Origin of the sequence: Psychrobacillus sp. OK032 (assembly GCF_900111345.1) — a bacterium.
GTDB lineage: Bacteria > Bacillota > Bacilli > Bacillales_A > Planococcaceae > Psychrobacillus.
This window is the reverse complement of the sequence record NZ_FOGY01000004.1, coordinates 199,431-211,586: the sequence shown is the minus strand read 5'-3', so window position 1 is coordinate 211,586 and position 12,156 is coordinate 199,431. Positions and strand designations below refer to the sequence as shown.

General features: G+C 34.3%; 11 protein-coding genes and 2 pseudogenes. All 13 read right to left on the bottom strand.

Features of this window, described 5'->3' with window-relative positions:
- Positions 1–417: 417 nt before the first annotated feature.
- The gene (locus tag BMZ04_RS09840; protein ID WP_093268994.1) at positions 418–885 is read right to left on the bottom strand and encodes a DUF6985 domain-containing protein; all 468 of its coding nucleotides are present in this window, start codon (positions 883–885) and stop codon (positions 418–420) included.
- On the bottom strand, positions 882–1,553 hold the full coding sequence (locus BMZ04_RS23145) for an HNH endonuclease (RefSeq protein WP_369802657.1): 672 nt from the start codon (positions 1,551–1,553) through the stop codon (positions 882–884). The genes BMZ04_RS09840 and BMZ04_RS23145 overlap by 4 nt, the downstream gene beginning before the upstream one ends.
- Before the next feature lie 597 nt (positions 1,554–2,150).
- Positions 2,151–2,732, bottom strand: a pseudogene (locus tag BMZ04_RS23140) (ribonuclease YeeF family protein); the annotation flags it as partial.
- A gap of 357 nt (positions 2,733–3,089) precedes the next feature.
- On the bottom strand, positions 3,090–3,233 hold the full coding sequence (locus BMZ04_RS22355) for a hypothetical protein (protein ID WP_177184400.1): 144 nt from the start codon (positions 3,231–3,233) through the stop codon (positions 3,090–3,092).
- Position 3,234: 1 nt separating this feature from the next.
- The gene (locus BMZ04_RS09830) at positions 3,235–3,582 is read right to left on the bottom strand and encodes a hypothetical protein (RefSeq protein ID WP_093268987.1); all 348 of its coding nucleotides are present in this window, start codon (positions 3,580–3,582) and stop codon (positions 3,235–3,237) included.
- A gap of 315 nt (positions 3,583–3,897) precedes the next feature.
- Positions 3,898–4,095, bottom strand: a complete 198-nt coding sequence (locus tag BMZ04_RS09825; RefSeq protein WP_255367890.1) for a GNAT family N-acetyltransferase — start codon at positions 4,093–4,095, stop codon at positions 3,898–3,900.
- Between the two features lie 300 nt (positions 4,096–4,395).
- The gene (locus tag BMZ04_RS09820; protein WP_093268979.1) at positions 4,396–7,566 is read right to left on the bottom strand and encodes an ATP-binding cassette domain-containing protein; all 3,171 of its coding nucleotides are present in this window, start codon (positions 7,564–7,566) and stop codon (positions 4,396–4,398) included.
- A gap of 274 nt (positions 7,567–7,840) precedes the next feature.
- Positions 7,841–8,257, bottom strand: a complete 417-nt coding sequence (locus tag BMZ04_RS22785; protein ID WP_255367889.1) for an SRPBCC family protein — start codon at positions 8,255–8,257, stop codon at positions 7,841–7,843.
- Between the two features lie 138 nt (positions 8,258–8,395).
- Positions 8,396–8,509: pseudogene (locus BMZ04_RS22780) on the bottom strand (ArsR family transcriptional regulator); the annotation flags it as partial.
- A gap of 766 nt (positions 8,510–9,275) precedes the next feature.
- Positions 9,276–9,728: a hypothetical protein gene (locus BMZ04_RS09810; RefSeq protein ID WP_255367870.1), complete on the bottom strand. Its 453-nt coding sequence runs from the start codon at positions 9,726–9,728 to the stop codon at positions 9,276–9,278.
- A gap of 74 nt (positions 9,729–9,802) precedes the next feature.
- Positions 9,803–10,345: an NADPH-dependent FMN reductase gene (locus BMZ04_RS09805; protein WP_093268972.1), complete on the bottom strand. Its 543-nt coding sequence runs from the start codon at positions 10,343–10,345 to the stop codon at positions 9,803–9,805.
- Positions 10,346–10,681: 336 nt separating this feature from the next.
- Positions 10,682–10,819 carry a hypothetical protein gene (locus tag BMZ04_RS22350; RefSeq protein ID WP_177184399.1) on the bottom strand — a complete coding sequence of 46 codons (138 nt, stop codon included), beginning with the start codon at positions 10,817–10,819 and terminating at the stop codon, positions 10,682–10,684.
- 1 nt (position 10,820) lies between these two features.
- Positions 10,821–12,128, bottom strand: a complete 1,308-nt coding sequence (locus BMZ04_RS09800) for a tetratricopeptide repeat protein (RefSeq protein ID WP_093268968.1) — start codon at positions 12,126–12,128, stop codon at positions 10,821–10,823.
- Positions 12,129–12,156: the final 28 nt, after the last annotated feature.

Genomic DNA, 12,156 nt, shown 5'->3' with positions numbered 1-12,156 from the left:
CCAATAGTTTTTAGTTACTAAAAACCTTGAAAGGCAAATATCCAATCACCGTTCTTGCTTATTACTATTTCTAACTGAACTGAACATGATTATATGCATTAAATGGATTGGATATCTGACCATTCTATAATGCCATGATGGTAAAACAATCATTAGTTATGAATTTTCATTAGCATTTTTATATATGCTCCAAAGCATATATTTTTACAAAAAAAGCACCAGTTGCCCAAAAGACAATTCAAGTGCTTTATAGTTAGCTATTGATAATCCAATTTTTAAACCAACCAAACGTATTAGTTTTTGACTTTTTACCTCCGATCATACTCGAATATATTTACATGTCTTCTAAACAAATTATCTTATAATATCTAATTAAAATATGTTTAGTAATCGTTACAGCATAACAAATAAAGGTATTTAAATTGCAACATCCTGATAACCTACTTCTGTTACTTTCTCATCTAATAAACGGAGCCCCAGTCCATTTTCTGTATCCCAGGTACAATTAAATGTAATTCCGATATGTCGAGCTTCGAAAATATCTGCATATGGAACAACAATTCCATCTAAACTTATCATTTCAAGTATTTGATTAGTTGTTTCAACAACTGGATAATTTTCATTTAATTCAATATCATAGCCTAATTCCTGTCGTTTTTTATTGTAATATGTTAGGATGGAATTTAATAAATTTAGTTGTAAATCGTTCCAATTTCCCCTTAATGAATTGTATGCCGTATATTGACCTTCATCAAACTGACCATCCTCTTCACCATCTATTATTAAATCTATTTCAGTTGCATTTCCAAAGAAATCTATAGTGATTACTCTTGACCAACCAAAATCATACTCAAGTTCACCAAAAATCGCATCATTTATAGTCATTTTATAATCTCCTCACTTTGTTTATTGGCAAATCCTCCAGGTCCAAAAGCTCCTGCATTTATCTCACCTACACCACCCAGGTGTCCAAATTCACTATTTATTTTTGTTGGCACAAGTTGCATTGTTTTAACATCATTTAACTCATGCCATGTAAAAGAGTTTAATTCTCGATATTTCTTTATATCTCTTGCGCTAATTGTACCAGATTCCATTTCAAATTGCCTTGCTAATTCAGGTGAAATATTTAGTTGGTCAGCTAATTTTTGATCTGATTGTGTAAAATTAGCCCGTCTAGCTTTTCCTCCATAATCACCCTTTCCACCTAGCATATAATTAATTTCCACTTGAGCTTTTGCTACCGGTGAAAAATCTGGAATTCCATTTTTATATTGAATACCAGTAATACCAGCTTCGTCTAATATTTTCTTCACTTGTGGATCTGGTGGTGGTTTAAGAGTACTTAGAGATTCACCCCTTACTCCTTCAAAACCAACCTTCGCATTAACTTCTGCTGGCGTTTGATTAATTCTTGATTTATATGAACTGGCAAACTCATTTTGCCTAAAAGCTGGCGGAATATCCGTATAATTCCTAACATTACCCGTACCCTTACCAGCATTCTTAGCCTTTTCACCAGCTTTTAATAAATCATGACCAGTATCAGCTATTTTAGCAGGTTTAATGAACGTAAATGCTGCCGCTAACATCCGCTCGTCCATTGTCGTATCTGGTCCAAACATCGTAGCAATGTCTTCTGTGTAAAAGTTAAACGCAGCTATTGCATAAGGAGCTAGTCCATCCGGAGTTCCTGATCCGTTTCCACCTAACACTTTTCTCATACCTTCATAGGTGATCATATAATCACCCGTCGCCGGGTCAATCGGTGCATCATTGGATGGACTAGCGATATTAGGGTGCTTGGCTAGTTCTGCGTATAGCGCTTCTAATTGTTCTTCCTCGGTCATTACCGGCTTATTTAGTTGGTTTTCCGTAACTGGTTTGTCCGGGATAGTTGAAAATGCTAAAATACTTGGACCCCAAAAGGCATTCAGCTTATGAATCAATCCATTTAAGCCAAACATGATCGGATTGATGTTTGCTAAAAATGCACGGAGCATCGTTTCTGGTTGAATATCTAAACCTTTCATGCCAGATAGAGCTCCCAAAGTTTCTTTTTGAAGTGCCAAATCTACCTTCACTTTATTTTCAGAAGATAGGATTGCCCATCTGTCGGCCTGGAAGTGAATATCCGTAAGCCCTTCTTTAAATAATCCTTCGATATCTGTTATCCATGATTCCATTGTGTGTAGATTATCTTCAATCGTCCACAAGGCTTTTGTTTGGGTGGCATCAAATTCATTCAGGCGCGTTACAGTATCATCACGTTTTATTTTAGCATCACGAACGCCCAACTGTACCTCGCTATCATCGAGATGAGGCAAACCTACAATGTCTGCAACTTGATCCATAATACTATTCGTTTCATTCGTTAAACTTTCCGTCAATTGGGCAATTTGTTGCAGCCCTTGTTCCACTTCTCCCACTAGAAATTGCTCCAAAATGTATCCCGAAGGATCCGGTTCGAGTGCATCAAGGGCAGCTTCCATTTGTTTTAAGACAGACGTGAAACGGTTTTGGAACAGTTGGAAAAATTGAAGTAAAGGGATATGGCATTCAGCGTAAAATGCTCGAATTGCATTTCCGCCTTCCCCTTTTAGCACTTCCTCCATCGAAACCAGTCCATCTACTGACTTTTGGTTAGTTTCCATTTCCTTACCGAGCCTGTCGAGCATCGCAACATTTCGATGGAGTCCTTCTTGAAATAAATCGACGTCCAGCACCTTCATAAAAGATACCTCACTAACTGCAGAGCAGAAATAATTTTTGCTTGTTTAGAATCATTCTTATTATACAATAATCTCTTGTCTATAAACATTTCACTCCTCCTTTTATACTCAAAAAAGTTTAAATATTCATTTTTTGTACGAGTGTAATAAGTTGGAAGTTCCCTAAATTCATCAAAATGAATCCGAAGAGTTATAAGAATGTTATATAGCTATTACTAAAGAATCACTTAAGCAGTTTCTAGTTGTGATAAAACTAATAGATATTAGTCTTCTATCTTCATCTCTTCCCATGAGAAAGTGGGAGTTAATGTCACATATATTTTCTCTTTTCCATTCTTAAATGCTGTCACCATTCCTTCATTTGGTTGGAGTATCGGCTCGCTTTTTCCAACCAGTATGTTCACTTTCCTTAATATGTATATACAATCCACCAGATGCAGTAATAGTGTAAAAATAGTGATCGGCTTCAGAAGCGCTATCTGAGAAAAATATAGTAGTCATTTCAGTATTTGATGTAATGGTACTCCATTTTTTTTGTAGTTACATGATAATTTCTTATAGAACCATCCCTAAAACTGACTAGTATTCCTTCTTTAGATGCTCCTATTGCTAGGGAGTTCCCTTGTGTAATAGAATTCCAAATACCTAATTCTTCACGGAATACTTTACCTTCACTGTCTATCACGAAAAGGCTTTTATTGCATAAAGCCACTGATTTCGAATTTTCCGGTGCCGGTTTAATGTTCCATCTAACCCCAAGATCAGTGGACATATATATTTGTTTTTCCGTTAAAATCACAATGTTCTTTTCACTATGCTGAATATCAACTATTTCAGAATCCGTTTTCAATACTGGTTTTATTTTATGGGCTTCGGAGAAACTATAGAGCTGCTCTTTTGTAGCAATAAGAGAGTTTCATCCCCTGTAAACCAAGCATCTTTCACTTCTTTATTTGGCAATTTTAAATCAGACCACTTTTTTCCTTTGCTTTCTGAGAATTTCACAAAAGGGGAGGTAGGTGGGCTAATAGAATTTACGAAATCATTTCCCTAAAGGATAATCTTCTCTTCATTTTGAGAAACTGCTACTCCTAAAACTTCACCTTTCGTAGTTAAAAGTTCTTTTTCTTCACTTTTACTAATTATTTTTGCTACCCATCACTCTTTAATAACTAAATGTTATTAAGTCCTCATAGTGGTCATAAAGCCACTGTCCGTCTGGTTTAATTCCTTCTTGTTCAAATCCCAGTCTTGTTGGAATAGCTATACTTTTAAGGTTATTAACTGCAACCCGAATTTCAATTCTATGTAAATCCAAATCTTCAAAAAGGTATTTTACTAATGAATGCACGCTTTTAGTTATGATGACTTTTCCTAAATTAAATAATTCCTCCTTGTGCTGCTGTTGTAATAACTCTATTTCTATTTGTCTATCTACTTTAAACGAAAATATTTAATAACCTCCTAATACAAAAACCCTTCTAGTATTAAAAGATTAAAGGTTAGTCTAACTCTCAATTTCTACTTGATATTCTTTAAAACAGAAAGCTCCTTTTCAGAATTTCATAAAAACTCATTTGCAAATTATTATTGCAAATGAGTTTTCTTCGTTGTTTGATATCTAGCATTGCATTTAAGTATTGCTGGTTTTAATAATTCTTGACTAACTATTTTGCTCCAAGCATTGATAAACGGCCATCATATCTCGTTTATTTAACTCACGAATACGATTGAAGATTGGAATATCTGCAACAGCTTCTGTATATAAGTCTTCAGCAACAACATCACTTACCTTACCAGTAAGCCATGTATCAACTGTTATGCTTTCGACAGCTTCCTGAAGTCCCTCGTCATTGATGCCAGTTGCACTACAACTCACACAAGGTATCGTTAATTTAAATACGCCATCATGGAGATTTTCTTCTGTGATGGCTTTCTTTCCTTTACAAAATGGACATGGATTACTTTTTCTAATCTTATTAATTTGGGTAACTAATTTTTTATAACCAAAAGCTTCATAAACATATGTTAGTTTTTTGTATTTTCCATTTGTGAAATACTTATCTATGATCGTTTCTCTTGTTTCATTAATATTAGGAAAATCGCAGATAGTCACTTGGTTGTTTTTACTAATGGATTCGATATTGGTTTTAATTGTGTCCCAGAATGGTAAGACATTTTGTAAAACCATTTCATAACCAGTAAAGCTTGCTAGCTCCAGTTCAAATACCTTCAGTGCGACTTGTGTTTCCCTAGGAAATAAGGAGACATCTTCCGTCAAGACCATATCTCCGCCGACAATAGATTTCAATTTTTCCAGTTGGGGTAACTTCCCTACTGTTTTTATCACTTGCTCGAGAGGCTGCTGAATAATCTCCCGGATATCCACGTCGCCAAATTGGAGCTTTTTATGGTGGTTTAACACGGTGCCTTGACAAATCGGACAGGTAATCTTTTCTTTAGAAGCTTTCATTTGCTCTTTAATAATTGATTTTGAAACGACCATATACATACCAAGGATCGTATTAAAACCTACCCATGTTCTACGTGCCTTGCCTTTTTTATCATAAAATGACTTTTCAAAATACCCGTACCAAAAAGTATGCTTTTCTTCCTCTGACATGTCATTATAGCTCTTCGTAAGGTCAAGCCCTAGCTCATTATTAATTTCTTCAAATATAAATTCTAATTTGGCATATTGATAATATTTTAATACTTCCATTACTTCTGGATAGAATAGTCCATCCCAGAATGGAACATTTTTGTCTTGTATAACAAGATCTTTATCAAATACTTCAATCTCCAGACGTCCGGAGCATGATGGACAATGATTGTTTGTAGAAAAGAAATCAAAGCTTCTCGTATCTTTATTGGTCGGATGCGACGCCACAATATGGTTGATCAGACCGCCTATTTCATAAACAAAACTATATTGGCTATACAAATGTCTTTCAAGATCAATGGCAATGACAGGTGCAATTTTATTGGATTCGTACTCACCATAAATCAAACGGGCCATGGAGGATAAGCTTTTTAAAATACCGCCCTTATAGACATTTTCTGCATTTTTAAAATAGTCGATATGATTTTCTTCTAAATAATGAATACCTTTTTGCTGCTTGAGTGTGGAAGAAATAGCCGCTGGAGCAGCGATATCCTCTTGATTTTGATGACGATAATAATCATCATGACTTACAACATCCAGATGCGTCACAGGTGCATGCTGTCTATCACCAAAATCAACGATAAAGTCAGAGTTTTCCATCATATAGGAATTATGTTCAATCATCATGATGGAGACAGTTTCATCTTGCAAAATGTCCCTGACACTATCAATGAATTGGTTTAAAATATTTTGTGATAATCCCTTTGAAGGTTCATCAAAAATGAAAAGTGTATGAGGATTTCTAGAATTTGCAAACAGTTCTGAGACTAAATGTACACATTGAAATTCACCAGTCGATAGCGTTTGTGTCTTCCTGTTTAATGTCAAATAACCGAGACCAAGCTTGATTAATAAGCTTAACCGTTTATAAGCGATGTCTTCATTTGGCAGTTCATCAATAATATCTTCAATCGAACGCTCGAAAATATCATCAATATCCTCACTTAATTTTGTGAGTTTCTTTTTAATATCAAGAAAAGTCGCAACGGTTGAACGACTCGTAATCGATTGGTTTCGATCTTGTCCTACCATTACCAGTTTATCTTTTGGATATCGCTTTAGAAAATCTTTGGATATACACTCATTGACAAGTGTAGACTTACCACATCCAGACTCACCTGTAAATGTTACAAGTCTATTTTGGGGTATTTGAATTTCAGCCATTTGAATATTACGACAATATAAATCATGAAAATGATAGTATTCGGTCGGCTCTTCCCTATTTTGTTCTAAATGAACTGGTTTTGGACGCGGTGATTCTTCCACAATTTTCCCACCATATTTACCACTACCAGGACCAAAGAACAATTGCTCATCTGTTAGATTGAGAACTGTATCAGAATGGTCAATGAGCCAAATCTGATTCTTATACCCTAGTTGTTTAATCTCTTCTAAAATTTTTAGTAATGTTTGGTGATCGAGACCAACGGAGATTTCATCAATAATAATAACTGTATTTTCACTAGTTGCCATGAATTCAGCCAAGTAAAGCCGTGTTAATTCTCCACCTGACAATGTACCCATAATTCGATTTAAGTTTAAATAACCAATATTCATATTGATAATATTTTGAAGAATATTTCGTTTCCCTTCACTAAGATTTAATACTTCTTTTAGGGAAAGAATGGATTCAACGCTTAAGTTGTTGATGTCGGAAATATTATGTAGTTTATCAAATAATTCGATCGTGTATTGTAGGACTTCTTCGTTATAGCGCCTACCCTCACACTTTGGGCATTCGACATTTTTGGTATTTCCGCGTCCCTTACATTTTGGGCACCAGCCTAATTCATTATTAAATGAAAACACTTCTGGAGAAAGATTAAATTTTTCAGCAACATACTCGCGAATTTCTGTAAAAACGCCAGTATGAGTGCCAATTGTTGAACGTGGATTAGTAGAAATGGATGATCTTCCGAGAAAAAGTACTAAGGGCATCTCTTCCATTTTGATAGCACTAAAATTAGTTTCCATTATATTGGGAAATAAATACTGATATTCTGCTTTTGGTAATAAAGAAACAAGACGCTTTTTGGATTCTTCCCCAATGGTTTGACAAAAAGTAGTTTTACCAGAACCAGATAAACCAGCAATGCCTAGCGATTGATCCACTGGTAGTGCTGCATCTAATTTATTAATATTGTTTGCAATTAATTGATTGATTTTCATAGTGTGCTCCTTCCATACTCTAGATTAAGTATTGCCATGTTAATAAAACTTAAAATGATTTTGTTGTGTTTTATTTCGAATCAAAAAATGCTGAGAAATAAGAAGAGCGCCTTTCTTTTTAGAAAAGCGCACTTATTATCATTCAGAAAGAGCACAATTCTTGCTACGGAATTGCCCCCTATTTTTTAAAGAATGGTTTCTTTATATAAAACGAATAATTTTAATCAAAAGGTTGATCCTGACAAGCAGGCATCATGGGATGAAGAGTTTGTTATTACAGTTCTGCTAACACTTTTTCGAGCTGATCACCCATTTGCATCCAACTATATTTAGCTCCTTCGATAGCTCCTTGACGTGCTTTTGTTTCTTCACTAAATCCAGTTTGATCGAAATGTAGATGAGTAGTTCCGTCCGAACCTTCTGTCAAAGTCCATGTAACAGTAGTGCTTTCTCCAGCACTTGCCCATGTGTAAGAAAGTTTATTAGGCTCTTCCACTATTAATACTTCACTATCTACAATTCCATCCCACCATTCATTAGGCTCAGCTCGGAATTGGAATTTATGACCAACAACTGGTTTGAAGTCATTTTTCCATATCCATTTTGCAAGCGTATCCGAATCTGTTAATGCATTCCACACTTGCTCAATTGAACTGTTAAATTGAAAATCTAATGATACATCTGGTTTCATTTTTTGTTCCTCCAATAATATATTTAATTTAAATATTCTTTCTTTCCAGAATCCTTCGTAAAAAGATACCCAATCTTGAATTTCCCTCAAAGGAGCTGCATTAAGTCGATACCTAGTTTCTCTACCAACCCTTCGAGCAATTACGAGATCAGCTTCTTTCAGAATAGCTAAATGCTTAGAAACAGCTGTACGACCCATTTGAAAATGAACCGTTATCTCATGTAGGGGTAATTCTTCAACATCAGCTAACATTTGAAGTATTTTTCGCCTTGTTGGATCAGCAACTGCTTCATAAACATCTCGCGATTGACTTTTTTCGTTCAAAATCCCCCCCACCTTTTTATTATTATTACCTGTAATCTCATCGATTACACATCTTAATAATCTAATAGGACACCTTTTGTTGTCTTAATTATTATAGGACACCAAAAGGTGACATGTCAAGCTCCCATGCTATTCCATTATCTAGTCGATTCATGGAAGAGGAAATTAAGGTGCATGAGCCAATTGGTTCAAAACTATTTGCTTTGCTTTTGGTTTAACAGCTGGGGGATTTCTTTTGGGTCCCGATTCTATAAGGGATAAAAGATAATGATTTTGAATTTTATCCAGATATAGGTGTAGCGTAAGGAAAATGCAGATTATTAACTTAAGGCTTAACAACATGGATTTGTAATAAAAAAATGGATACTAGAAGTTATCCTAGTATCCAATAGTGATTATTTACCGGTGTTATTGTAGACCTCTGGCAAAGTTTGCATTAATCTCTAATTTTCCTTTAAAGAATTAACTTCCCTGCTTCATACAAGAATATACTCGACTCAAGAAGAATACTTGATGGCCATCATCCTAGATTAGAAACTTTGAATCTCAATACAGTTTTTAACTTCTCTGGCGATGTTTTTCGGGCATCAGAAATATAAATTTCTCTATGAGTTTTTTCAACACGGGTTAAGCCTTGATCCTCACAATACTTTTCCATGATAGAAAACGATTCAGGTTCGTCATCGTAGCTCCCTTAGTGCATCATCTGGACACATAGATCATCGGATGCTTGAACAAATCTCGCCATATCCACAGGCAAGTGTTTCTTTTTAAGTCGAACGCTTTCAACAGCTTTTTCAAAAAGTTCTTCCATCACAAAGTCAGGTTGCCGTATCATTAGTTGATAGACAAAATGGTTCTTATCTAGATAATCCAACCTTCTTCCTTCCTCATCCAAGTCCCAAATTCCCTCTAGTGGAAATACAGTATATTCATAATAGCCATCTGGTGTATATCCGCTTTTTGGCATCATTCGTATACTATAAGACAAGGCGTATAATAGTTCGATGTTTATGCGAAATTGATCGCTATCAGGATGTCCTACTCCTTCTATAGTGATATACTTTTTTTCTGTATCATTGTAAATGGTTGGCGTATTCTTTGGTAAATATATTTCTTTATCTTTTTTTCGCCATTCATATTTCATCTCTTCAAAAATTCTCCTTATCTACACTATGAAAAAACTCCCTTATACAATAGTTGTATAAGGGAGCGTGTTAATTATACGTATTGTCTCATCCAAACTTGGAAGTTTTCGATCACTTTATCTAAAAATGTGATTGTCGCCTCGTCTGTCATATTACCTTCCGCATCGAATTTCTCATGTGCAGAACCAACGTATACTTCGTTCATAGGTAATAATGGTGAGTTTAAGCCACTTGCGAATAAAATATCGCGTAAGTGCATTTGTGCTTTTGCAGTTCCTAAAGCGCCCATGGAAGCACCCATAATGATGGATGGTTTGCCATTCACCACTCTGTCTACACGGCTCATCCAGTCAATAGCATTACCAAGAATACCTGAGATTGTTGAATTGTATTCTGGTGTTACCCAAAGAACTGCATCTGCCGCTTTTACTTTAGCTTTGAAATCAAGGACAGCTTGTGGTGCGTCTAATTCGATATCTTGATCGTACATTGGTAGATCACGCAAACTTAAAATTTCAAGCTCGAATTGATCTGCATAACGCTTTTGTACGTGTTGTGCTAATTTTAAATTGAATGATTCTTTACGAATACTTCCTACGATTGCTACTACTTTCATTTCTGTTTCCTCCTGGTGTCTGTTAGACGAAAATTTTAGTATAAGATAGTTGCTCCACTTCATCAAAATGAAATCCAAACAACATCTCTATTCTATAGTATGTTCCTTCATTTCAAAAATTATTTGCTTAATAATGAATGAAGTTGTCTCTTACACAACTTTTTTCGATAATCATACATCTTTTAGTCTCGATATACAATTTCATTTCCCATTAGATGTTTCCTTCAAAATTGATCAAATGCATTATTTCTACTCTAAAAAAATACTCATCAGCCTATTTATAGCTAATGAGTATCTGGCATCACATATTTACAATCACTAATATTAACTAATAGTTTATAAAAAAGAAGTGTAATAGATAGATGTTGGTCTAGGTACTTCTTCTTCTTTGGCAATATTACTTGTCTTGGTTGTAAAACTTAATGTCAAGATAAAAGCTAAAGATAAACATATAAATACTTTTTTCTTTTTCACTTCACAAATCCTCCCACTTCGTAATAAAATTTTGTTTAAATAGCATTTGAATTGCTTTTTGATAATATAGATCGGCTGCTTTAAACTTACTTTCTTTAAAGTAGTAATTTGCTAATAAAATGGAATATTTTTGTACATGCCGATCGTCATGGACCAATTCGAAATAATTTATCCCTTTCTTTAATACCGATTCAAGTTCATCTGTTGAAGAATGGAGCGCTCTATATATTTCTAAATGACAATAATAGGAATGGTATTCTGTATTATTTTTATTCTCTATATCTTCCATTGCCTCAAAGCCTTTTTTACACCAACTAAGGACCTCTATATGGTTATTTTGCTTAGAATACTCCTTAATGATTGAAAGAATAGTTATTAAATAACCTTCCACATTATAATTCTCTTCTTTGCTTTTTAGACTCATCTTATAATACTCAATCGCCTTATCGTGATCCTCTTGGATTGCATATAATGAACCTATATTTTGATATATCATCCCTTCATAATTAACCACTTTATAGTCTATTACCAGTTTTTTGGCTAGATTATAATTTTTTTCTGCTTCTTTATATCTTCTCATTTTTTTATGTGAAGCCCCGATAACAATGTAGCAATCAATAGCTCTTTCAAACAGGAGATTGTCTTTATAGAAGTTCAATGATTTGGTGGCGTGATTAATTGTGTTAAAAAAATCATTACATCTAAAGTAAATCAAGCTAAGCACATTGTGAAAATCTGCTATCTCCCACTCTTCATTCGAAACATTATTTACAAATTTCAGGGAGCTCTCTAATTTACTTAATGCTTTATAATAATCACCGTTCAAATAATAATAAAGGCCTAGATTTAAATTTCTGATGAATCTTTGTTTTTCATCAAAATTATCTTCCGATTTTATTATCACAGCATATGTGGATTGTAGGTTCTCTTTCTTTTCATTCAGTATTAACATTAGTCGAAACATATAAAGGTTATAAGTATAATAATTTTTAAGTTGTAAAAAGTAGGTCTTTTGAACAGAAAACTCATGCAACGTTGCTCTGATCAATTTCTTATCCCTCTGAATAATTGCATCTTTATACAATTCATAAAAAGCATCAATGAACTTATTTTCCTCTTCATTTGGCAATTTATCTATTTCTAAATTTAGCCTTTCCAACAATAAATTTATTACATCTTCACTTGGAACAGTCGAATTATTCTCAATTTTACTGAGATAGGAAGTAGAACAGATTCCTCTTGCCAATACGGTCTGTTTAATATTTTGGTTTAATCTCTCTTGTTTGATGATATAACCTATACTACTCATTATTCCCCACCTCTATGAACGTAGTATA

Coding starts and splice junctions, on each gene's coding strand:
- BMZ04_RS09840 (WP_093268994.1), bottom strand. CDS start 885: ATGACTATAAATGATGCGATTTTTGGTGAACTTGAGTATGATTTTGGT.
- BMZ04_RS22355 (WP_177184400.1), bottom strand. CDS start 3,233: ATGACTACTATATTTTTCTCAGATAGCGCTTCTGAAGCCGATCACTAT.
- BMZ04_RS09820 (WP_093268979.1), bottom strand. CDS start 7,566: ATGAAAATCAATCAATTAATTGCAAACAATATTAATAAATTAGATGCA.
- BMZ04_RS22785 (WP_255367889.1), bottom strand. CDS start 8,257: ATGAAACCAGATGTATCATTAGATTTTCAATTTAACAGTTCAATTGAG.
- BMZ04_RS09810 (WP_255367870.1), bottom strand. CDS start 9,728: ATGAAATATGAATGGCGAAAAAAAGATAAAGAAATATATTTACCAAAG.
- BMZ04_RS09805 (WP_093268972.1), bottom strand. CDS start 10,345: ATGAAAGTAGTAGCAATCGTAGGAAGTATTCGTAAAGAATCATTCAAT.
- BMZ04_RS09800 (WP_093268968.1), bottom strand. CDS start 12,128: ATGAGTAGTATAGGTTATATCATCAAACAAGAGAGATTAAACCAAAAT.